General features: G+C 39.7%; 23 protein-coding genes. 17 read left to right on the top strand and 6 right to left on the bottom strand.

The window, feature by feature from the left end; all coding sequences use genetic code 11:
• Positions 1-106: 106 nt before the first annotated feature.
• The 4 genes from N773_RS0101665 to N773_RS0101680 all read left to right on the top strand — a co-directional run bounded on the left by N773_RS0101665 (position 107) and on the right by N773_RS0101680 (position 4,259).
• The gene (locus N773_RS0101665; RefSeq protein WP_024856144.1) at positions 107-649 is read left to right on the top strand and encodes an RNA polymerase sigma factor; all 543 of its coding nucleotides are present in this window, start codon (positions 107-109) and stop codon (positions 647-649) included.
• The gene (locus tag N773_RS0101670; RefSeq protein WP_024856145.1) at positions 646-2,901 is read left to right on the top strand and encodes a class B sortase; all 2,256 of its coding nucleotides are present in this window, start codon (positions 646-648) and stop codon (positions 2,899-2,901) included. Before N773_RS0101665 ends, N773_RS0101670 begins: the two co-directional genes overlap by 4 nt.
• Positions 2,902-3,645: 744 nt before the next feature.
• Positions 3,646-3,951, top strand: coding sequence for a type II toxin-antitoxin system RelB/DinJ family antitoxin (locus N773_RS0101675; RefSeq protein ID WP_024856146.1), 306 nt, complete (start codon positions 3,646-3,648; stop codon positions 3,949-3,951).
• On the top strand, positions 3,948-4,259 hold the full coding sequence (locus tag N773_RS0101680) for a type II toxin-antitoxin system RelE/ParE family toxin (protein ID WP_024856147.1): 312 nt from the start codon (positions 3,948-3,950) through the stop codon (positions 4,257-4,259). Before N773_RS0101675 ends, N773_RS0101680 begins: the two co-directional genes overlap by 4 nt.
• 411 nt (positions 4,260-4,670) lie before the next feature.
• Here N773_RS0101680 and N773_RS0101685 read toward each other — a convergent pair whose 3' ends face one another.
• The 3 genes from N773_RS0101685 to N773_RS0101700 form a co-directional block, all read right to left on the bottom strand.
• The gene (locus N773_RS0101685) at positions 4,671-5,078 is read right to left on the bottom strand and encodes a hypothetical protein (RefSeq protein WP_024856148.1); all 408 of its coding nucleotides are present in this window, start codon (positions 5,076-5,078) and stop codon (positions 4,671-4,673) included.
• 314 nt (positions 5,079-5,392) lie between these two features.
• Entirely contained in the window at positions 5,393-6,577 is a 1,185-nt protein-coding gene (locus N773_RS0101695) for a site-specific integrase (RefSeq protein WP_024856149.1), read from the bottom strand.
• 67 nt (positions 6,578-6,644) lie between these two features.
• The gene (locus N773_RS0101700; RefSeq protein WP_024856150.1) at positions 6,645-6,848 is read right to left on the bottom strand and encodes an excisionase family DNA-binding protein; all 204 of its coding nucleotides are present in this window, start codon (positions 6,846-6,848) and stop codon (positions 6,645-6,647) included.
• Between the two features lie 279 nt (positions 6,849-7,127).
• Here N773_RS0101700 and N773_RS22125 point away from each other — a divergent pair, with 279 nt between their 5' ends.
• A complete protein-coding gene (locus N773_RS22125; protein WP_155250845.1) occupies positions 7,128-7,277 on the top strand; it encodes a hypothetical protein in 150 nt (49 codons plus the stop codon).
• Between the two features lie 324 nt (positions 7,278-7,601).
• Positions 7,602-9,524, top strand: coding sequence for a BspA family leucine-rich repeat surface protein (locus N773_RS20975; RefSeq protein WP_024856151.1), 1,923 nt, complete (start codon positions 7,602-7,604; stop codon positions 9,522-9,524).
• Between the two features lie 253 nt (positions 9,525-9,777).
• On the opposite strand, the gene N773_RS0101715 is transcribed toward N773_RS20975, so the two are convergent.
• Complete coding sequence (locus N773_RS0101715) at positions 9,778-11,655, bottom strand: hypothetical protein (protein ID WP_024856152.1); 1,878 nt, start codon at positions 11,653-11,655, stop codon at positions 9,778-9,780.
• A gap of 342 nt (positions 11,656-11,997) precedes the next feature.
• Here N773_RS0101715 and N773_RS0101720 point away from each other — a divergent pair, with 342 nt between their 5' ends.
• The 9 genes from N773_RS0101720 (at position 11,998) to N773_RS0101760 (ending at position 21,997) form a co-directional block, all read left to right on the top strand.
• Positions 11,998-13,581, top strand: a complete 1,584-nt coding sequence (locus N773_RS0101720) for an AAA family ATPase (RefSeq protein WP_024856153.1) — start codon at positions 11,998-12,000, stop codon at positions 13,579-13,581.
• Between the two features lie 147 nt (positions 13,582-13,728).
• Positions 13,729-14,166: a DUF4869 domain-containing protein gene (locus N773_RS0101725; protein ID WP_024856154.1), complete on the top strand. Its 438-nt coding sequence runs from the start codon at positions 13,729-13,731 to the stop codon at positions 14,164-14,166.
• A 31-nt stretch (positions 14,167-14,197) separates the two neighbouring features.
• The gene (locus N773_RS0101730) at positions 14,198-15,127 is read left to right on the top strand and encodes a hypothetical protein (RefSeq protein WP_196231591.1); all 930 of its coding nucleotides are present in this window, start codon (positions 14,198-14,200) and stop codon (positions 15,125-15,127) included.
• A gap of 752 nt (positions 15,128-15,879) precedes the next feature.
• The gene (locus tag N773_RS0101735; RefSeq protein WP_024856156.1) at positions 15,880-16,737 is read left to right on the top strand and encodes an alpha/beta fold hydrolase; all 858 of its coding nucleotides are present in this window, start codon (positions 15,880-15,882) and stop codon (positions 16,735-16,737) included.
• 153 nt (positions 16,738-16,890) lie between these two features.
• Positions 16,891-17,220: a hypothetical protein gene (locus tag N773_RS19570; RefSeq protein ID WP_051454243.1), complete on the top strand. Its 330-nt coding sequence runs from the start codon at positions 16,891-16,893 to the stop codon at positions 17,218-17,220.
• A 281-nt stretch (positions 17,221-17,501) separates the two neighbouring features.
• Positions 17,502-18,500, top strand: coding sequence for a Gfo/Idh/MocA family protein (locus tag N773_RS0101745; RefSeq protein ID WP_024856157.1), 999 nt, complete (start codon positions 17,502-17,504; stop codon positions 18,498-18,500).
• A 515-nt stretch (positions 18,501-19,015) separates the two neighbouring features.
• Positions 19,016-19,483 (top strand): hypothetical protein, encoded by a 468-nt coding sequence (locus tag N773_RS0101750; RefSeq protein ID WP_024856158.1) that lies wholly within the window; start codon positions 19,016-19,018, stop codon positions 19,481-19,483.
• A gap of 91 nt (positions 19,484-19,574) precedes the next feature.
• Positions 19,575-21,005, top strand: a complete 1,431-nt coding sequence (locus tag N773_RS0101755; protein WP_024856159.1) for an SMI1/KNR4 family protein — start codon at positions 19,575-19,577, stop codon at positions 21,003-21,005.
• An 80-nt stretch (positions 21,006-21,085) separates the two neighbouring features.
• Positions 21,086-21,997, top strand: coding sequence for a hypothetical protein (locus N773_RS0101760; protein WP_024856160.1), 912 nt, complete (start codon positions 21,086-21,088; stop codon positions 21,995-21,997).
• A 133-nt stretch (positions 21,998-22,130) separates the two neighbouring features.
• Here the strand turns inward: N773_RS0101760 and N773_RS0101765 are convergent, their stop codons facing one another.
• Together N773_RS0101765 and N773_RS0101770 are read right to left on the bottom strand one after the other, a co-directional pair.
• Positions 22,131-22,403 (bottom strand): hypothetical protein, encoded by a 273-nt coding sequence (locus N773_RS0101765; protein WP_024856161.1) that lies wholly within the window; start codon positions 22,401-22,403, stop codon positions 22,131-22,133.
• Positions 22,397-22,720, bottom strand: a complete 324-nt coding sequence (locus N773_RS0101770) for an MATE family efflux transporter (protein ID WP_155250847.1) — start codon at positions 22,718-22,720, stop codon at positions 22,397-22,399. The genes N773_RS0101765 and N773_RS0101770 overlap by 7 nt, the downstream gene beginning before the upstream one ends.
• Before the next feature lie 91 nt (positions 22,721-22,811).
• On the opposite strand from N773_RS0101770, the gene N773_RS20980 reads away from it, so the two are divergent.
• Complete coding sequence (locus tag N773_RS20980) at positions 22,812-23,396, top strand: ECF transporter S component (protein ID WP_024856163.1); 585 nt, start codon at positions 22,812-22,814, stop codon at positions 23,394-23,396.
• Positions 23,389-23,823 carry a DUF1893 domain-containing protein gene (locus N773_RS20985; RefSeq protein WP_024856164.1) on the top strand — a complete coding sequence of 145 codons (435 nt, stop codon included), beginning with the start codon at positions 23,389-23,391 and terminating at the stop codon, positions 23,821-23,823. Before N773_RS20980 ends, N773_RS20985 begins: the two co-directional genes overlap by 8 nt.
• The last annotated feature ends 6 nt before the right edge of the window (positions 23,824-23,829 follow it).

Raw genomic sequence — 23,829 nt, forward strand, 5'->3', positions numbered from 1 at the left:
TAATATATTTTCATTTTTGTGGTATATTTTATTTCATGACGTGTCAGATTTTATTTCTTTTATTCGATATATATAGTGAAACGTTTCAAAGGAGCGAGGTCTTGTTATGACAGATAGAGAATTGCTCGAATTGCTGCGAAAAGATCCCGATAACGGACTTAAAAATGTGGTGATGCAGTATTCGGCTTATGTAATGAAAATAGCATACATAAAGCTGGGCAGCATTTGTACCACCGAGGATATGGAAGAAGCTGTCAGTGATATTTTCCTGAAATTCTTCAACACAGGCAAAAAAAGCGGATTTGCATTTGAATCTGTAAGAGGGAGCCTTTCACTTATAGCCGGTAGACATTGTGTTGATGTTTTCCGAAGCAGAGTAAAAAGAGAAAAGGATATCCCCCTTGATGAAGTGATAGAATTCGTAGCAGATGAAAGTATCATCAAAGAAGATACAAACAGTGCTCTTGCAATGGCGATAAAAAGCCTTGGGGAGCCTGACAGTTCCATATTTATGAGAAAGTATTTTTTCGGGCAGAAAAGCAAGGACATAGCCGCAGATCTCGGTCTTAAGCCAAACACAGTTGATAAAAAGATCTCCAGGGGTCTTAAAAAACTGAAAGAGATACTAATGAAGGAGGCAGAAGAATGAAGATAAATATTAACGAACTTCCCGATCATCTGAACGAAAAAGATATGGCGGGATTTGAAGAACTGTTCGATGATATTGAAAAAGATGCTGAGATCTCTGACGAACAACAGCAGCGCATTCTTTCTTCTGTCATGCGAAAGGCAGGAAACGGTATGGACACTGTGATAAAAAATAAAAGAAATATAAATGAAACAGTACCACAAAAAACTATTGAAACGAACAAAAAGATCCAGATAAAGCGCGGCGGAGCCATCGCGGCTTGTATAGCTTTGCTTGTGGTGGGCGGAGTAATGTTTTCGCTGAGGAACAATATGCAAAACACTGTACCGACTACTGACAGAGATTCATCTATGGTCAATGAAATAGATAGATCTGTGACCAAAGACAAAGATCATTCCTCAGAAAAAGAAACCGATACAGCAGACTCGGAAGATAAAACCATCAGCACAACACGCACTGTTCAGGACTGGGCTAAGTCTTATCTTGAACAAAATACAGACACTGTGGGTTTCCTGAAACTCAAAGATCTGGCAGACAATGGTGATTTTGAAAGTCCCGTTGTCCAGGGCGAAGATAACGTGTTTTATCTCCACCACGGATTTGACAAGAAAGAAAATGAAACAGGCACTGTTTTCGCTGATTATAATGACCCGATAAATGAAAAGTGTCAGCCGTCAAATATAGTCCTCTTCGGATATTATACTGATGACACCGATGCCATTTTATCATCACCCATTTTGAAGTATAAGGACAGCAAGTATTTTGAACAGCATAATACTATCGAATTCTCCACAATATTCGATGACCCCGAAACAGAATATCAGGTGATATCCTGTTTCAACTACGATGCTGTCGGGGAAGATAAAACAGATTATTCATTCAGACCCAGAAATTTTGACGATGAGATGAGTTTCGATGAGTGGATAAGTATTGTGAAAAATAGAGCAATAAATAAATCAGATATTGAATGCAGTGAAGACGATGACTACCTTACCCTTGTTACAAAAGACAGCGCAAACGGTGAAGACGGCAGATTTGCCATAGTAGCGAAAAAAGTTTCCGAAACAACTGCCGAAGAGGAAACATCACAAAAGGAAGACAGCCTGAAAGAAAGCACAAAAGAAAACAGGTCTGTAGAAAAACCTGATAAAGCGGTCAGCCTGAAGGATAGAGTAAAACCGGATATCCATGCCAAATTAGAGGAAGCTTATCCAAATAATTCGATACGCAGAATGAATGATGACAGATATATCATTTCCGATATGGGTTCGGAAACATCAAAAGTAATGATCTATGATGTGTCCTCGGATTCAGTGATATTCACCCTTAAAGACAATGAAAAGATCATAGATGTATTTGAAGACAAATTCGGAACATACAAGTTCGTTCCATCAGGGGATGATAAGTACGCATTTCTTAATGTAACAATATTCGATGAAAGCGGAAACATTCTGTATACGTATGAGATAGATACTAAGGAAGCAGGTATTTCTGAAGGAGTGGAAAATGATTCTCAAATGCATATTTCTCCCGACGGTAAAAAACTGGTTTACTGGGATATACAGTTCCACCAAGATGATAAAAAACTGGACATAGTAGATCATTTTGTTATTTTCAAATATGAAGATCAGGAACATCCTGTTGATATCGCAGATTATAAAGGCTTGAATTATGTCATTAGTTTTGCAGTTTCAAACGATCTGCTGCTTGTTTACCACATGACCCCTGAATTTAAAAGAACGCCGGATCTGTACAGCCTGTACACCGACAGTAAAGAAGATACGGCAGCATATGATATTTTTGTCAACGACGATGGTACTTTACCGGAATATAATGTAAAAGACAGCACCATCAACTGTTCTTTAGGGCGCTATAATGAGCTTATGATAATAAAACCTGATGATAACGGAGACATAAGGGGCGGTAACGCTGACTATTCAATGATCGAATATGACCTTGCAGGTTCGGAAGACGGATTACATAATTATTCGTTAATATCCGAATCGGGCAGATATGTTGTCACTGTATACAGCACCGATGATAATAAGCTGATATTCACTTTGTATGAGATAGACGGTGATAATGTTACAGAGTTAAAGTCCATCGAAAAAGAACTTATCGATCCTGAATATGAAGTATTGCTCAGTGCATCTTTCAATGAACAGACAGGAAAATTCTCAGTACGTCGTATCATAAAAACAAATGAAATAGTCACCGAAGACAGGATCGACAGCGTAAACTTCTATGAGTGACAGCTGGATCAATAAAATTTCTCACATATGTAAAAAGTCCTCGAGTTACTCCCAAATTCTGTGTAAACGCAAAATAGTGCAATAGAAAAGTGTATGATGAGACCGAATGTGAAAGCAGTCGGTCTTATCTGCATATTGCATCGAATTTGTCATAAAAAATAAAGGCTTTTTTATAAATCTGGTTATCCCGCTGATACACCAGATTAATTGGTGTATCAGCGGAACTTGAAATACTTGGCGGTTATCCTTCCCCCCCCGCCTGCGTCGGAGGGAAGGATAACATCAACGTAAAAATCCATTGTTATATAACACTTTGTGATGGTGTGTTAAAGCAAAGTCATCAATACAGACTCGATACACCTTTGATTTATCTACGATCAGAGGCGTTTTTTTAAGCAGTGTACATATTGAGCTCTTTCCTATAATGATGTTTTCATTCTTTAACAATCTGCTGGAACAGACAGAACTCATCTCTGAAGATGTTTTTAGTATTCTTTCAATCAGACGATTGTTTTTTTGTGTATTCGGATTCCCTCACATGGCGCTAAAACTCTATTTCAAAAGATGACTCGATAGTGTGAAGTGGATGACTGCTCCGCTGTATATCTGTACGATAATATAGTGGTTTACACTATATTTGTGAATTGTTTGTAAACTTGTGCTGTTTGTATTGCTTTTGTGCGCACAAAATAGTATAATATAGAAAAAAGAACAATATGATCCACAAGGACAGGAGTGATATCTATGGCAACAAAAACAGCTAATCTTTATGCACGAATAGAACCTGATGTGAAGAATCAGGCAGAGTCCATTCTTGAAGAACTCGGTATACCTGCGTCCAGTGCAATAACCATGTTCTATAAGCAGATAATCCTGCACAGAGGACTTCCTTTTGATGTTAAGCTCCCACCACAGATCGTTAATATGAGCAAACTGACAAAGGACGAGCTGGATGCTGAGATAAGTAAAGGCTATGAGGATATGGTCGAAGGCCGTGTCATAGAAAGTAAGGATGCATTTTCACAGCTTAGAAAGAAGCACGGAATATGAGTTATCGTATAGTGATCACCGAAACAGCTGTAAATGATATGGATAATATCTACGAATATATCGCTTACCATCTCAAAGAGCCGGAAATAGCTGCTGACTTAATGGACAGACTTGAAATTAGTATCAGTAGCCTTGATGAAATGCCATTTAAGTTCAGAGAGTATGAAGTTGAACCTTGGCGCTCAAAAAGTATGCATATTATGCCGGTAGGCAATTATGTTGTCCTGTATACGCCAAACGAGGATAGACAGGTCGTGACTATAAACCGAGTGTTTTATGGAGGCATGGATATTCCAAATCAGATGTAATACAATATATGTTATACAGGGAGCATCGATATAAAGTCGGTGCTCTTTTTTATGAGAAAATGAACAGAAAAACAGTTTTCTGAGAAATAAAGCATTCTTAAATCAACAAAACGAATACACAATATTGATTTGAAGGGTATATAATGTAAAATATGCATAATTTTTGGATAAAAAGTTTGGTAGCTGAAAGCCGGATTTAGAACTATAAGTCCAAAAAAATCCCCTCAATTTCAAAAATATATGGTATAATTATTCTAAGTATGGGGAATCAGGATAATATTATGGTTGCTAAGTATAGAAAGAGTTGATATCGTGTTCTAATATAGCACCAAAAAAGAGCTGCACCACCGCAGCTCTTTTCTGTTACATGATATCAGTTAATGATTACCTCTGTGTCCATGATGGCATCAGTCACACGTTCAGTAATACCCTCATACCGCCCATAGCGGCAGCTTTTTTATTAAAGTCGCTGTATCTTACCATAAAGGGCTTTGACCTCATGTCGTCTTTTACGCCTTTCATAAGATATTCTGCCGCCTTTGCTGCTTCGTCTCTCGTTCCATTGTCAGTAAACTCGAAGCCGAGTTCCTTCATGGCTTTATTGAGAAAACCCTCAAGCCTTATAGAGGAGAACTGCAAGTTTTCACTGGCATATCCTTCGGGGGTCGGGCGGATGTACATATCCTTGTTGGTCAGATAAAAAGCCTTCCAGCCGTGTTCCGAACGTGCCCTGACCCCTTCTTTGCCGAATGTCAGACGAAGTTCCTTGCGTCCGTTGTGAGCGATGATTACCTCACCTTTTTTGTTAATTACAACCATAATACCACACCTTTCTCAAATCTGCGGTCGTTTTATTAATTATCGTATTTTCTGGGTTGTCCCGGTCTGTGTTTTGTCGTTCGCAGATATTCAGCTGAACATATCACATTCACCCCTTTCGATAACCTCTGACTGTTCGTTTATCTTGCATATATTATATCTCAAAATTTCTGATTTGTGGTAACTTTTTTTGGACAACAGCATTTTACAGCTCCAAATGTTCAACGAAAATTTCGTAGCAGAATTATCTATTACCGACAATTAAAGCCGCAGTGCTACCTGCGGCTTCTCTGTGTACTCTGTTGTAAAGAACCTTATGCTTTATCATCTTTTTTGCTGAAATCCAGCGCATTTGTGATAGCATCGCAGTTTCTTGCACGAGCCTCCTGGAACATATGGGAATATAAGTTCAAAGTCGTTCCTACGACGCTGTGCCCCATATCGGCTGAAACTGCTACAACGTCTACGCCTTCGTAAATCAGAAGACTAGCGTGAAGATGACGCAGGGAATGAATGTTACGGAATGGTACGCCTACTCGCTCGCAATAGCCTTTCAGCCACTCAAAAGGAGTCTGGGGATTCATGGGTTCGCCGTTCCATTTGGTGAAAAGCCTGTCATGTTCCTCCCACTTGGAGCCGAGCTGATTGGCGTATTCGTCCTGTTCTTCCTTAAAGCGCTTCAGCAGATCCATTATAATCGGTGGAAATTTCGACACGCGCTTGGACTTCTTGGTTTTCGTTGTGTCTGTGTAGATACCTTTCTCCTTGGTGTACTGGGATGTCCGCCTGACGTGGATGATCTCGTTATCAAAGTCGATATCCTTCCATTCAAGCCCCAGCATCTCACTGCGACGGAACCCGCTGTATATCGCCAGCATTAGATATACCTGATATTTCATCGGTTCCCCTTTGAGACTTCCGAACAGCGTTTTCACCTCGTCTAAAGTGTAGATCTCCTTCTCTTCATTTTCACTCTTGGGGATAAATACACGTCTGCATGGGTTGTCGCTGAGCATTCCCATACGTATGGCGTAATTGAAGACATCCGAAATAAAGCTCAGATGATGAACTGCCGTTTTTCGCGAGAGCGGCTTTCCGCTGTTGTAGTTTTTGCCGTTCACTTGCATATCAGTTGTGAATGCCTGTATATCACGGCTGGTGATCTTGTCCATCTTCTTATGACCTAGAACAGGGTAGACCCTTTTGGTGAGCTGCCTCATTCTGGTGTACGATGTGGGACGAAGATTTACTTTAGCGTACTCTTCAAACCACTGTTCAGCGAAGGTCTCAAACTTTATCGAAGCTGTGATCTGTCCGCGTTTGCAGTCCTCCTCAAACAGTACAGCGACTCGCTGGACTTCTTTGTCGATCTGCTTCTGGGACATTCCCGGTGAAGGTCGCCAGGTTTTGTACTGGCTTCGCTGCTTTCCGTCTACTCCGTATCCGCAGGAGACTTTTATCTCGTAAGCTCCGCTTTTCAGTTTTTTAATTGATGCCATAATTATTCCTCCTCAAAATAAAGGCGCATACCCTGTGCTTCATGCTCGGGATATGCGCCGTAAGTAGTTAGGCGTTCGGACAACCCAGATAATTAAGGAAGATGTCCTTGTTGATAAGGTACTTCTTACCCGCCATGATGCAGGGTATCTGCTTGTTGATACACATCTGACGTACTCTGTACTCAGTAAGTCCGTCTACCAGTTCAGCAGCCTCCTTGATAGTCAGCATGACAATCTTGGATCCCTGCGGGTTTCTTGTGTTGTTTTCCATTGTTTCACCTCCTTCAAAATTAACTGCTGATCTGTACTATTATACAACTTAATGATGTATAAGTCAGATAGCTGGTATAGTATTGGCAGTCGGATTAGGATTGACGATTTACGGAGCTTTGGCATAGAATAGTTGATATAAATGATATAGTATTTATATCAAAAAATGTATTATGAGCTATTATTGTTTTACTGAAAAATTTAGTAAAACATAGAACCTTCAGTTTCATATTGTCCGCATATTATACAAAAACTATGTATGATTAAGGTGGTGAAAAAAATGGCAATGTTCCCGGTTCAGTGTCCTTTCTGCGGTACTGTAGAAACCAAGAGCGAAAATACAAGCTATATCTGCAAGAATCCTAAATGTAAGGCGCGACTGAAAACAGGCAAGGGTGGCACGATAGCATCAGCAAACCCAAAGCCGTAATAATTTAAAATTGAGCTGCTGTTTCTAACGGCGGCTCATTATTTATGCTTAATAAAAAAGAATGTGGTGTTGGGAGATAATATATATGCAAGTAATTTTTCCGGATGATTAAAGATTTGAATGTTTGAAAATTTGAATTGAAATATCCGAATGAATCCTTTGACCAAAATATACATTAATATGATCTTCTAATATGAATATGCAACGAATGATTAAGAAAATGTATCGAAATTATTGACATTGATATTGATGTATGCTATCATATTTTGGGTAATATTGATATATATTGCCATATTTAACACGAGAATTTAGGAGGTCATAAAAATGCAGATGAAAAAAGTTTTAGCAGTATTGATGTCGCTGTGTATGACAGCAGGTGTTGTCAGCTATGGAACACCTTTTATTACACAGGAAATTATAGCACAGGCTGATTCAGTTAATGGCAGCTGTTATTCATTCGATGAAACAACAGGCGTGCTGTCTATCAGGGGTGAGGTCGATCGCGATGCAATAAGAGCTTTTCCTTATAAGAAGAATGTAAAATTCATCTTAGCTGTTGAGGGAGCAATTTTACCGGAAGACAGCAGCAATCTGTTTGCAGGTTTTGGATATTGTACTACTTTTGAACTGTCAGATGCTGATATAAGCAAGGTCACAAATATGAGCGGAATGTTTGAAAATTGTTTCAGTATTACCACACTTGACCTGAGCGGATTTGATACAAATAAGGTCACAAATATGAGCGGGATGTTCACAGGATGTTCAAGTTTGTCTACGCTTGATGTAAGCGGATTAGATACAAGCATGGTCACAGATATGAGCAGTATGTTCTCCAGCTGTCAAAGTTTGAAATCCCTCGATCTGAGCCAGTTTGATACAAGCAAAGTAACAAATATGTGCAAAATGTTTAATTACTGTCGCAATCTGACCACACTTGATGTAAGCAGCTTTGATACAAGCCATGTTACAGATATGTCATCTATGTTCTGGTCCTGTAATAATCTGAGTGGACTTGATGTAAGCAAATTTGATACAAGTAGTGTTACGGATATGTCGTCATTGTTCTATGGCTGTTATGCTTTGACCAAGCTTGATGTAAGCGGCTTTGATACAAGCAAGGTCACAAATATGAGTTATATGTTTGTGGGTTGTATAAAGTTATCCGAACTTGATGTAAGCGGTTTTGATACAAGCAAAGTCACAGATATGAGTCATATGTTTGAAAGCATTCCAAATGTTACATCGCTTGATTTGACACACTTTGATACAAGCAATGTTACGAATATGCTGGGAATGTTCTGGAACAGTACCGGTTTTACTGAACTTGATTTAAATAGCTTTGATACAAGCAAGGTTACAAACATGGCTAGTATGTTCAATTATTGTTCCGGTCTATCCAAACTAGATCTAAGCAGCTTTGACACAAGCAATGTTACAGATATGACCAATATGTTTTATTGCTGTTCAGGTTTGAAAACCCTTGATGTAAGCAGCTTTGATACAAGCAAGGTCACAAAAATGGTCGATATGTTTTTCCATTGTTACGATTTGACTGAACTTGATGTAAGTGGATTCGATACAAGAAATGTCATATCGATGCTTGGGCTATTCAATAATTGTTCCAGCCTGACTAAACTGGATGTTAGCGGTTTCAATACAAGTAAGGTTACAGATACGGCATCTATGTTCAGTGGTTGTACCAACCTGACCACACTTGATATCAGCAACTTCGATACAAGCAAGGTAATAAATATGAGTGCTATGTTCGGTGATTGCAATAATCTGAAAACCCTTAAAATCGGTGAGAATTTCAAAAACATAAAAGAAGCTGCAAAACTCCCTAATGGTGAGGGCTGGGTAAATGCAAAAGACACTTCAACTGTTATCAGCGGCAGTGATGAATTTGCTGTTATTGAAAACAACGGCAAGAACACCTACAAGCGTTTACCTCTCGAAGAAGAAACAAAGATTACTTACCCCACCAACATCAAAGTTGAATACAGCCAAGAATACCACCAGGTTAGATTTACTTGGGATAAAGTAGAGGGTGCTGACAGATACGGCATAGCAGTTTATCTGGCAGGCAAGTGGAGAGTGCAGACACAGACTCTCACGGACACTACCTATACTTCACCCAAGAACCTTACTCCCGGCAAGTCCTACAGAGTCGCTATCGCAGCAAGAGTAAACGGCAGATGGGATACCAAGAATGCTATCAAACATTCGGGTACTGTTACTATAAGGTAACAAGCACATTGATTTGATAAACGAAAAACGGATAGGACGTCTTTATATGGCGGCTATCCGTTTTATTTTGTGTGCTCAAACAAATTCAACCGTTAAATACTCGCATACCTTATAATTAAGACACCGCCAAAATCAATATTCCGCAGTGCCTAAGTTTCGTATACTAGGCAGGTTTGATGGATACTATCGCAGGACGGCACTAAAGGTGTATATACCGTTGTCCAATGCAGTAAGATGCCCTGCAAGATCAGTATTATTTGGGAATTATTATCGGCGGATCATTTTTGCTGAGATCGCAGGAATATGCAAAGACACTATGTTTATCATCATCGGTAAAGTATACTTCTTTATTTGTCATTTTATCAATGCTTTTAAAGTGGTCTCCGTCTTTGACCAAGACACCTGTCTTTCCTAGAGTTTCAGTATCTTTAACGCAAATAAATGAATATTCGATACCTGACATTGTTTCTAGTTTTTTATAAGAAGATTTTACCATATCCGATGCGTGATGCGGTATAACAACATAATCGTAATATTTATTATCGATAATAGAATCAGGCAAACATCTGTATGGAACATCTGCACACATCAGTGTATTAGTATATATATATTTGATATTTAAGGCTAATCCATAGCGATTGTCCTCGGTTATTCCGGAAGATGTTCCTTCACCTCTGTATAACCCGAAATATCTTCCATTATTATTCGTGGCTGCAACAAGCTGTTTTCCCGAAACAGAACTATCGTCTATCGCTCTCTTTATCATATAAAGCTTTTTGATGCTGTCTAAATAAAGCATTATCCTTTTAGCATTTGTTTTTCCTTTTTCAGCTTTACATGCTGTAACTATCCACGGTATATTGAAAATGTTTTTTTCGTTGATATAAGCACCTGCGTAATGATCTTCATCCCAGTGAGATATTATCACCAGTTCCGAACTTATGTTTTTTATCTTTTTATAAGTACGTTTGTATTCATTTTCCACAGCGGCATACGATTTACGATAAGAAAGTCCGATATCATAAATGATCTTGGTTGTGCCCCTGCTGTCTTCAAAAGTAATAAAGTTACCGTGACCGATGTTATAGATTCGTGATCTTTTGACATTGCCGATGTTATTGTATATCAGATCATGAATAGCCACATCATTGTATATATATGAATTTAGCAGATTTTTATAATCATCTGTGACCTTATTGTCATCAGGATATAGTTTTTTTAATACAAGTTTACCATTTGATTCTGTCATAGCGCTGGCAGCAAACAGAAGATCGCCTTTCACATATGGTTCTCCTTCACCTTCATATCGGGAACCATCATTGATAAAATACGCCTTGAACCACACTTGTCTGTTCTGGTTAGCTATTAGTTCTGATCTTAGAGCTTCAAAAGCCTCGTCATCTCCCAATTTGCCGACGGCTCTTCCGTATTTGTCTACGTGAATCACAAATCCTGAGTAATATGGTCTGTAAAAAATTTCGCCGCTGTCTTCAGATTCCCTTAGTATGTCAAACATAAGGTTATCATATTCTATCATTTTTGTGGTGATAATGGAACAATAAAGATGATCAACAAGCTCTTCTGCGTTATCGACAGCATTTATAAACGGTGAGAAATAGGGAGATTCCATAACAGATGGATCATAGCTGTCTATAAAAGCATATACTTCCTCGCCTCTTATTACCTGTTTTTTTAAGCATGCACATATTTCATGATGAAAGCCTTTTACCTTATTATTTATAAATTTGCAGGTATCAAGTATTGCTTGAATATGGTATTTATACGGCTCAGCAGTCTCTTTTAAATCAGATTTCAGTAATTCTATAACTATTGAAGAAGCAGAAGACAGTTCATATAATATTTCAGCATCAGTATGTGAGATGTTTAATAATTTGGATTTGAGATATCTGTTTTTTATTCTGGAAAATAAATTAAACAGCTCAGTCCATTCATCGTTTTTATTATAATAAGGGCTAATTCCCAAATCAAGCGCAAAGAGTTGTTTATCTATAAAGTTGCATAGTTTTTCAATATCAACATCATTGAAATAATCGTTTTCAGGCTCATACGTATCTAATTGATAATAAAAATCAACTTGTTTTTTCCATTTTTTCAGCATTTTGTTTTTCATTTCCGTTTATCGTCCTTTTGAATGATCTATATATGGACAGTCCTTTAGCACACACCTGATAAACGCGGTTTAACTAGGGATAATACCACATAATAATATTATAATTATAACATATATGACCGAATATGTCAAAGATACCATGGTTCTAAGAACTCGATATCGCAGGAAAACGCAAAGCATGGTTTTGTAAAAAGTTAATAGGTTAATACCGCAGTCTTCAAGACATTATTTTATGATACCGTGTAGTGTAAAATGGTTTGTTGCCTTTTCATTAGCCCCTTTACAATTCAGGCTATCTGTGCTATAATATATTTGTTATGGTCTTTATAAGGAGACAGTAACATGGGCAATTATCTCAATCCAGATAACATAGGTTTTCAGTACGCTCTGAATTCAGAGATATATGTTGATAAGTCGAGTCTTATAGCATTGACAAACAGTGTTGTTAGAACACTACAGAAATATGTCTGTGTCAGCCGTCCAAGACGTTTCGGAAAAACAATGGCGGCGAATATGCTGACTGCTTATTACAGCAGGGGGTGCGATTCAAGGGATATGTTTGCGCCACTTATAATATCATCAGATGACAGCTTTGAAAAGCACCTGAACAAGTATAATGTTATCCATATCAACATGATAGATTTTCTAAATAATGGTGATAGTATAGCAGAGAACCTTGATTATCTTTCAAGATCGCTTATATATCAAATCAAAAATGAAAATGAAGAAGCTGACTGCTTTGACCAGGATGATCTTGTTACTGTTCTTGGTGATGTTTTTGCTGAAACAGGAAAGCAGTTCATTTTTATTATTGATGAATGGGACTGTGTTTTAAGGATAAAAAAGTATTCGGCTGATGACCAGAACGAGTATCTGAATTTTCTGAGAAATCTGCTGAAGGACAAGAGCTATGTTGCACTTGCTTACATGACAGGAATACTTCCTATCAAGAAGAATGGTTTTAATTCCTCTTTGAATATGTTCTCAGAGATTTCAATGATAAGTGCGGGCAGATATGCCGAGTTTACAGGCATTACAGATGATGAGGTCCGTGCATTATGTAAGGAATACAGCACATCTTTCGAGGACATAAAGCGTTTGTATAAAGGATATTCAGTTAAAGGTATATCGATTTATAATCCACTTTCTGTCATTGAGTGCCTACGTAATAACAAGTTCAGCAATTACTGGACTTCCACTGAGACCTATGAGGCTCTGAAAGTTTACGTTCAGGCGGATTTTGACGGTTTACACGACAAGGTCACTCGAATGATAGCGGGAGAGAAGATAGAGGTCAACACGGCGAAATTCCAGAACGATATGACCACATTCGCTTCGGCTGATGATATCCTAACGCTTCTGGTACATCTTGGTTATCTGACTTTCGAAGCTTTCGGAAAAAATGCTTTAGGCAGAGGTCTTGTGTGGATCCCCAATGCAGAAGTTCAGCAGGAATTCATCAACTGCATCGAGGACAAGGGATGGGAGCCTGTTATGAAGGCTATACGTGCTTCCGATAATCTGATACAGGATATTATCGATGGTGAAGCTGATAAAGTCGCTAAAGGCGTTGAGATATGTCATGAGGATAACACCTCGATACTGCAATATAATAATGAAAATTCGCTCAGCTGTGTTATCTCATTGGCATTTTATTCTGCAAGAAAGTATTACAAGATAATCCGAGAGCTGCCAGCAGGGAAGGGCTTTGCAGATATCGTTCTTCTGCCTTATCAGAAGTCAGATAAGCCTGCAATGGTGATAGAATTAAAGCATGATAAATCAGCCGATACTGCGATCAGACAGATAAAAGAAAAGCGCTACACGGGAGCGCTTGCAGGATATACCGATGAGATCATTCTTGTTGGCATAAGCTACGATAACGGCAAGGGTCATAGCTGCATTATAGAAAAGGTTAGACTATAAATTGCAAACTGTTGTACTGAATTTTGTACAGAATGTTTTTGGTGTCAACCTATGACTACAAAAAAATGAAATGAGTTGTTCTTTGTCTACTTGATTCCGGAATAATTAAGAAAAATATGCTAATACTTAAAAGTGAGGTGATAGCCCATGTTGAATGTTATTTTTGGTGATACGCCTGATGCAATATATAACACAAATATATATTTTAACAACACCTATAAAGACAGTTGGATTACAAAGCCTTTGTCAAAAGAGATCATCAAGGCGGTCGATAAATCTGAAGTGATCGATGAACGAACAATTATCAGCCCCGTTTTCGGTAATATGAGTCCCAAAAAGCTGTCCGGAGGAGTGAAAACGCTTTTGTTGATAGCTTATGATAGCTCTAAAATCTTTAATGCATCAACTTGTGGTGATAACTGTGCTGAATGGTTACTTAAAATTGCGCAAGATAAGAAAGTTGTCATCAATCTAAGGCATCTTATGGATTTTGGCAAGGGCGAATTTAAGATAAAGGTCTTAAATACAGGTAAAATAGTAAAAAATATGGGCGACCTTGTTGACGAAGCAGGAGAATTTGTGTGAGGTAAATATGACAGGAATCCATCATGTTGAAGTGAAAAACAGAGATGCTGTATTTAAATTTGATCTGTACAGAAATATAACTATCGTCAGAGGTGACAGCGGAACAGGAAAAACAACACTTTATGAAATGATCGCAGATTATACCCGACTCAAAGAAGCCAGCGGCGTCAATGTTACTTGCGATAAGCCCTGTGTTGCGCTGACAGATATAGACTGGAGAAATCAATTAAAAGGCATAAATGACAGTATCATCTTTATTGATGAGGGTGCAGATTTCCTTAAAACTAAAGATTTTGCAGGTGCTGTAAAAAACACGGATAACTACTATGTTATATTCAATCGAGAAAGCCTGCATGATCTGCCTTACAGTGTTGAGGAGATTTATGAGATCAAAGCAAGCGGTAAATACCACAGTTTCAAAAAGATGTTCAAGCATAACTCAAAACACTTTTACTACAAAGAAAAAGCTCCAACAAAGCTGAAATATGATACTTTGCTGACAGAAGATTCCAGATCAGGATATCAGTTTTATCAGCATTATTTTGAAAACAGTGATATCGCATGCTTTACATCAGGATCGAATTCTGCTATATTTAAATGGCTAAAAGAACATGAAGATAGAAAAGTATTTGTTATCGCTGACGGAGCTGCTTTCGGCTCAGAAATCGACAGAATAATGAAAATCCGTTCTTTTTCAAATATCCGTTTATGTTTACCGGAATCATTTGAATGGCTTATCCTAAAATCAGGTATCATAAATACAACGGATATGGAGATGCTTGATGATCCATCGGATTACATAGAAAGTGCTGAATATTTCAGCTGGGAAAATTTCTTTGAAAAATATCTGATCGGGATCACTGTTGATACACCTTTTCAGTATGCCAAGCATGAAATCAATTCGGTATATCTGAACCCAGTTAACTCAAATAAAATCATAAATGAGATCTATGTAAAGTAATGATTTGGTCGCAGGAATGATGGTAAACTTTGAAATAGGTATACCGGCATGGAAGAAATATCGTGACAATATTATACGGAACGACGTGTTAGCAGATACAAATTCATGCAAAAAATTATGAACGGGAATATACCTCTTATTGGTAGAGGTAAAGTTCATTTTGGACTAAAACTACATCAAAATCGTACCTCTTATTTACCTCTTATTGATGCTAAAAACCACTGAAAATAGCTTTAGAACAGAAAAAGTCAAATGTCATAAAACCGCGTAAAATAGGGATTTTCGTAGTGCGGAAGAGAACGAAAAAAGTGTACTAAATATTTCAATTTCCGTACGGGTCACCAAACACAAGGCTCTCAAATGACGATATTACGCCATTTGAGAGTTTTTTCTTTTACCATGATACGACTTCTGTCCTTTATACAGCTTCGGGCTGTCCTTTGTCCGTGACCGCCAACCATTCCCAGCCCTTCCGCTAAACTGAAAAAGATACTAAAATATAATCACAGAAAAATCTGAACGAAGCTGTGATTATGTTGACTTCCTAAGAGTAAAGACAGTAACTGCCGAATAACCGTCAAATTCAAGAAATCGTATTTTATTTAGCATCATAAGTAATCTTGACTTTTTTAATACTGATTGATATAATAAGGCTAGGTAATAAATCGATACAGCTTTCTTAACTGAATCGCCAATTTATTTAATAAGAATATTGATTATACGATACTACATTACACATGGAGAGAATCGGAATGATCGGTAAAGAACTCATAAAAACGCAATACGGAAATATTGCCGTCTATAAAAAGGAAAACGGTGCAAAAAAGGTCTTGCTGTTACACGGTGCAGGCTGTGATAGCACAAAGTTGTCCTGGAAAGAAGTATTCCATACGTTTACGGATGAATTTTCGGTATATGCATTTGATTTTCTGGGTTATGGATGCAGCGATAAAGCGAATAACCTTGTCGGAGAAAAATTCTATGATACGCACATTGCGTGTGTGAAAAAAGTTGTTGAACATTTCGGGCTTTCCGATTTTGTTTTAGCCGGATTATCAATGGGAGGCGCTGTTGCAATCGGCTTTGCCTTGGACTATCCGGAGAATATAAAAGCACTGATACCTATCGATACATGGGGTATATCAGAAAAAATGCCGTTTCATCGTTTCAGTTATTGGTATGTGAACCGTACAGATCTGACATTGGCACAATACAGGTTATTCGCAAAATACAGGCTTTTGGCAAGATGGTCAATATCATATGCATTGATTGGGAATAAGAAAAGGATATCAGATTCCATGGTGGATGAAGTGATGCAGTCCTGTGTCGGAGATATGGCCGGAAAATCGATGCTTAACTATCAGCGAAGTTCAGCAGATAAATATCAGGCAAAACCATATTATTTTAACAGATTAAAAGATCTGAATATGCCGGTCATTTATATAATCGGTGAAAAGGATCCACTTGTTCCGCTTGATGATATTTATAAAGCAGCACACGAAAATCCTGGTAGTAAGGTTAAGGTTTTCAAGGGGTGTAAACATTGGTCGGTTAAAGAACAGCCAAAAAAGTTCTGCAAGATAGTAGAATCTGTTTTCAGTGATTTTTAATATTGCTCAATAATAAATCGTTCAGCATTGATATTCCTGAGCCGCTGAAAAACAGTCTGTAAAAAATCAGCTAACCGTGATAAAATAGAAATAATATCACAGGAGACTGATTTTTCATGGCAAGAAGGTAAACGTCAACTAATATAGTCTCGTTTGTACATAAACTGTACCGCACTTGCCGAGTGTCACGGACCTGCTGTGGGAAGCACCACACTTGAAGCGCAGGTAATTCAGAACCAGATCTATATCGCTTCTTCCAATCTTGGCGGAAAGGATATGTACAATGTGTTCTGGGGCGGCAGCAGCATAATGGGACCCTCCCGTGATTTCTGGGAAGTACACTATTATGCGGGACGCAAGTTCACCGAGCCCCATGCAAAGGAATCCGAGATGTTCACTGCTACCATTGATCTTACCCTTGCGGGCAGAGATGAATTCATCTATAATCCCGCGGTAGGTGGAACAGATTTCCAATCCCGATAAGTACATCGAGATGTATACTGACGTATTGAATGATCCGATATTCGGCAAATAACTTCTATTATCTCCACTGATGGCTCCTGTTCAGCTTTTTGAACAGGGGCTGTCTTATTTATATTATAATATTATATTTGATAATTCTTTTTCATTTTGAGGATGCCGTAAATGACAGTTTTGTAACTGAATAGATTTTTACAACTTTTATATTGTTGTTTTATATTGATATCTTACAGGATATGGTATAGTTACTATGTTAGGTGCGTACAGACCGAAAGGAGAAAACTATGGACAAAAAAGTTAAATGGGGAGTACTCGGAACGGCAGGTATTGCCGCAGGATGTACCATACCCGGCATGATCGGGACAGAAAGCTGCGAGCTTTACGCGATAGCAGGCAGAAGTTATGATAAGGCTCTCACGTTCAAGGAACGTTTCGGATTTGAAAAGGCATATTCGGGTTATGAAGCTTTGCTTGCAGACCCCGAAGTTGATGCGGTGTACATCCCTCTGCCAAACGACATCCACTGTGAATGGGTGATAAAGGCTCTGAATGCGCACAAGCACGTTCTCTGTGAAAAGCCCATCGCAATGAACGAAGAAGAACTTCGTAAGATGTTTGCTGCCGCAAAGGAAAACGGGGTTATACTTATGGAAGCTTTTGCGTACCTCCACAGCCCGTTCATAACCAAACTCAGAAGCATAGTTGAAAGCGGAGAGATAGGCAAAGTTGATTATATCGATACCGCCTTTGTTACCCAAGGATATTCCGAGGATTTCCGTTTGCATAAGGAACAAGGCGGAGGAGGTATCTATGATGTGGGCTGTTATTGCACTTCGATGATATTGTCGCTGATAGATTCGCCTGTAAAGTATGTAAAAGCTGATGCGGAGCTTGATGTATCGGGCGTGGATCATCTGGCTTCGGCGATGATCGGCTTTGAAAACGGTGCAAGAGCGACCTTCAATGCGGGTATGGTACTTGGTACCGATACCTGCGACAGGTATGACCGTTTATTTATACACGGCTCAAATGGCTATATCCGTTCCGATGCTGAATATAACGGTTCGGGAGTTCTTTCGCTCACAGTTACTGTTAAAAAAGAAAATGGCGAAAGACTTACACGTACCGAGGCTGTCAAAGCGGGCTCAAACTATGCTATGGAGCTTGAAAACATGAATGAGTGCATAAGAAACGGCACCGAACCTCACATAACAGAGGATTTCTCATTAAAGAATATGCAGCTGCTTGACAGCATACTTGATGCATCGGGATACAATGCTTGAAACATCGGCGGCTATTCATAATATTATGTTTATTATTGTATTGAATAGTCTTCCGTAAGTTACAGCGGACTCTTTCATGAGTCAATCCCAAATTCTGTGTAAATGCAAAATAGTGCAATAAAAAAGTGTATGATGAGACCGATTGTGAAAGCAGTCGGTCTTATCTGTTTATTAAAACATGATCATTTGATTGTCAAGATAAAAGTGTTATTCCGGAATCCTGTCAGCAAGACGGACTTGTTTTTCTTTTATTGTCTTATAGAATGTAATCTTAGGATCATCAGGCTTCCTCCTTTCGGAGACCGTTGGCATATTTCTGCACTTTTATCATATCACTATCGCGTTTAAAAGCTAAGATGTATCGCTGTGGTCTCATGTTCTGTTTATTGATTTCTTTCTGTGTGTAATGCACGAGGAGTGATTTTTAATGCGATGTTTCTATTGATTTTAAGGCGCATTTATGGTATATTAAGTATAGACTCCATTACTGATATGACCGAAGAGGAGATGATTTAGTGAACTTTTTATGCTCTTGCTGCAAAAGCCGTATAACGAATGATAAGCAGAAACGTTATATGATCGAGGGTGCAGGTATCCATAACATAGGATATCATCTTGCATGGATGGAATGCGCAAAGGAAGAATTGTGTCTTCCCCCCGATAAAAGGGAGTGGGTCCACACAGATCAGGTACCGATCGTCGGAGAAAGGCGCATATTAAAAGTCACTGCACCTTTTGACGAGGAAATAGGCGATACATTCACTACGGTCTTTGAGCCGTGGCAGATGTTTCTGAATGGCTGGGACAGTGCTGAAAGTCCCGAGGATATTGGCAAGGCCTGTGCTGTACTTTGCCGCTGTGAAGAGGTACTCTGTCTGGATGATTTTTCCGCGATCATATCCGTAACGGTGCTGAAAACTATCCCGCTGGATCGGCTATATAAAGTGATACCCGAAACAGTAACAGCTGAACGTTTTTTTTGAAGAATTCGGCGGCGGACAGGAAGTCTTTACAGAATATGAAGATAAACACCTGCTTTACCGCACATGGACAGCACAGGGTGATGTATCGCAGATGCAGCTGATATACACTGATGACAAGGGTATCCGCCATGAAGTGCTGACAAGCTGGAATGCAATGCATGATGATTTTTACTATTTTGGAAATGCAGTAAATATGCCCCTTGAAGCCGAGAAAAACAAAGGCACTTCAAAGTACAGGTTATTCCTGAATGGTGAGGCAGACAACAGGGAGAAAAGCGAAGCTCGGATAGCTTACCTCGAACAGAAATACGGGATAGTTTTCCCTGAAATATTAAAGGATCTTTATTCCAGAACAGATTGTTCGGGAATGAGAAGCTGTTACATTGAAATAGATCATGACTTTGAAGTCTATGATCTGGTCACATTGGAAGATGAAGTCGGTGGTTTTGAACAGCTTGTTGACTGCATATACCGCACCGAACCGTTGTGCAGGTATATCCCCGATGACTGGTTCCCTCTTGCAGAGGATAAAGACGGCAATCATTTCTTCTGGAGCAGCAAGACACAGCAGGTATACTATGGTTCCTGTGAAGAAATCGAAGATAAGATACTGATCGCCGACAGCATAGAAGAATTCATCGATATGCTCAACGACTCTGTAGATATGCGCCCTCCCGAGCCTGTTCGTTCTGTCGTTCAGGCCAACGGCTGTCATTGGGATATAACAGAGCAGTGGGACAGCTGTGTGATCGACCGCTGCGTCAACAATAATTCGCTGAAAGAGGTCACTGTTCCCTCCGAACTCAACGGAAAGCCTGTAGTCTCGATAGGTGATAACGCCTTTGCAAACGATCCTGTTTCCCTGTGCAGAGTCATCGAAACTCTCATTATGCCCGATTCGATACGTCATATCGGAAGCTTCTTTTTCAAGCGCTGTATTTACCTGAGACATATAAAAATGCCTGCGGGGCTGGAAAGCATCGGAAATGAAGCCTTTCGTGGTGCATCGGGACTGGAGACCCTTGCCATCGGAGATAACTGTATATCCATCGGAAGTCTGTTCTGTGCAGATGCGATCTCTCTGCGGACAGCATCTATCGGTGCAGGTATCAGGAACATCGGTGATTATGCATTCTACAATACTCCTGCAATGGTAGGCTTTCGCTGTGATGGTGAGCTGAGATCACTGGGTCATGGCTCATTCTGGATGAATAAATGGGCTGATTCGCAGCTGTTTCGTCCCTATGCGGAAATGCTTTGCTTTGGCAGGAACAACTCTCTGCTTTACCGCTATGTCAAACATGACCCGCCGATGCGGCTTTACTTTGATGATACGATCAGGTATGTGTTTGACCATGCATTCGGAGGCGATGTATGGAATTCGGGCAGCGGCATAACAGATATTTATTTCCCCGGTGCTGATACTGTCGGTTTGCAGTCATTCAAAAAGGTGCCGTACGCAACGGTACTTTCAGTGCGTCACGAATGGAGGCCTCATACGGTCCTGACTATGCGTACATGATCGCTTCGCTCTGTGTGCCTGCAAAGGTCGTATTCGACCTGCCCTGACGTTTCAGACATCGTTCAGAGGTATGATAACATATGAAAAACACTGAAAAAAATATAGCTTATTTTCATCTTCCCGGGCTGTTTGAGTTCTATGATCTGTACAGCGTGTTTCTACCGCTGTACTGTGAGCATAGGGTATATTTCTACGACCGGTTTGAGATAGCATCTGTCTATGGTGCTCCTGCGGACTGTATCTGGGGCGGAGGACGTGTCGGGGCAGGTGAATGTAAAGCGGAAGACGTACTCGCACTTATGAATGAATATGGCATTTCTTCAAGGCTCACTTTCAGCAATTCGCTTTTAAGACCCGAACATCTGACCGACAGGAAATGCAATGCGCTGTGTGAGCTTTTTTCTCAAAGCAAAGGCATACCGAACGGTGTGATAATACACTCCGAGCTTCTGCTTGAACATATCAAAAATAATTATCCCGACCTTTATTTCGTTTCATCGACCACAAAGGTGCAGACCGATTTCGATGAGTTTTTATGTGAAACGAAGCGGAGTGAGTTTAAATATATCGTTCCCGATTTCAGGCTCAATAAGCAGTATGATAAGCTTGCTGCGCTCCCGCAGGTGCTGAAGGACAAGGTCGAATTTCTGTGCAATGAATGCTGTTCATTTTACTGTAAGGACAGAAAAGCGTGCTACGAAAATGTCAGCCGTAAAAATCTAGGAGAAAGCTGTGAAGAACACATCTGTAAAGCCCCCGGTGCCGAAGAGGGATACCGTTTTTCAAAGGCAATGAAAAATCCCGCATTTATCAGCACAGATGACATCATAAACACATATCTGCCCCTCGGTTTTTCCAATTTCAAAATAGAGGGCAGAGGGCTGGGAAGTGCTGTCATTCTGGAATTTCTGCTTTATTATCTCACAAAGCCCGAATATCGGATTGCTGTCCGTGAAGAGATCTATCTCGACAGTATGCTGGATCTTTTCTGAAAAAATGCATTATTCTCCTGACAAAGACTAAGGTGTCATCTTTTTAGTCTTTGACTGACAGACCATACGCTCGGAAACAGCGCAGATACGCTGCTTCCGGGCTTTTCTTTGTGCCCCGGAATTCCGATGGGGCTTATTTGGAACTTACGCTTACTTCACGCACCGCAGCCAGCCTTAATTCTCTCTGAACATATGACTGTAAAGATTTTAATACAAGATACGTCATTGTCTGCTGTTCTGCTTTTCTCGAATTGCTGATAACTGCCTTCACCTGTGTATAGGCCAAATCGGGCTCGGTCATGCAATTCGGAGCGCTTGTCAATACTCGCTCGTCGGTCTTGCCGGAGTTTAGTATGTTCCTCAGACTTTTTTTCACCATACCGTGGACACAAAATGTGCTCAACATATGGCAAAGGCTCTCCAACTCTTTCCGTAAAACTTTGATATCGTCAGAATAAATGTTGTTGCCTCTTTGATGACCGCAGGGTCTGAGGTGAAAATGCGCAGGAACACTTCTGGGAACAGTTCAAGAAGCGTGGTCATCGGCGCGAAAAACAAAAACTGAAACCTGAGCAGAGTTTTATCGGTCTGCATCACCCGGTCATAGTTTTTGCTGCCGTATTTGTAGCTCAAAAGTGCCTGTGCGCCCTGATTGATACCGCTGCTGGGCATCCGGATAACCATTGACAGGCTGACTGCAACATCTGTTGATTTTTTTCCCATTATATGATATACTATTATAAATTCAAAGGTGCTATTGAGCAAATTACGAGCATCATTTTTGATCACGGTTGACCTTAGGAGAAAAAAGAATATGTTTGAAAATGCCTTAACTATAAGAAATGTATCGTACGGTAAAAAGATAACACTGAAAGCTTTTGTATCGACTTTTTTAATTGCGCTTGCCGTTGCTTTGCCGCAAGTTGTACATATGGCGCTGGGTCAGCCCGGAGGTGTTAAGTGGCTTCCTATGTATCTGCCTGTACTTATCGGTGGATGCCTCATGGGTGTAAAATTGGGTTCAGTCATCGGAGTGCTGTCTCCGCTTGTTAGCTTTTTTATCACTTCAGCTATGGGAAACCCCATGCCTATGGCAGCAAGACTCCCTTTTATGATGCTCGAACTTGCTGTATTTGCCATGGTATCTGGACTTTTTACAAAGAAGATATCTGAAAACGGAACGTGGGCGTTTGCAGCGGTAATACTGGCACAGATCTGCGGAAGAGGAATATTTCTCGGTGCAGCAGCACTAACAGAAAGCTTTACTCCATTTACAGCTAAAATGATATGGGGACAGATACAGACAGGTTTTACCGGACTTGCTTTACAGGCAGTTCTCGCACCTGTTATCATTATCGTAACAAGAAAATTACTGATAAAGGAAGATCAGAATGACTGATATTGAAATCGCAATTGCAAATCTTGACGGACATTCAATATGTCTTTGCCGAAATGGAAAATTCTTTACAAATGATGGAAGAGGAATATCTCCGATGCTGCGTTTAATTTCAGGGGGCATTGATCTACGCGGACACTCTGCTGCTGATGTGATCGTGGGCAAAGCGGCAGCGATGCTTTTTGTCAAGGCTGGGATAGTATGTGTTCACGGAAAAGTTATGTCCGAAAGCGGAAAGATCTTCTTAGAAAAGCACGGTATCCCATGTACTTATGATATATTGACAGAACGCATAATAAATCGTCAGGGAACAGATATATGCCCTATGGAAAAGGCTGTTGCAGATATCGAAGAAGCTGATGTAGGTCATAATGTACTGAAAAAAAGGGTGGAAGAACTGAAAAAAGCTCAGCTTTCAAACTTGGAATGAGGAAAT

Source organism: Ruminococcus albus AD2013, assembly GCF_000526775.1.
Taxonomy (GTDB): Bacteria; Bacillota; Clostridia; order Oscillospirales; family Ruminococcaceae; genus Hominimerdicola; species Hominimerdicola alba_A.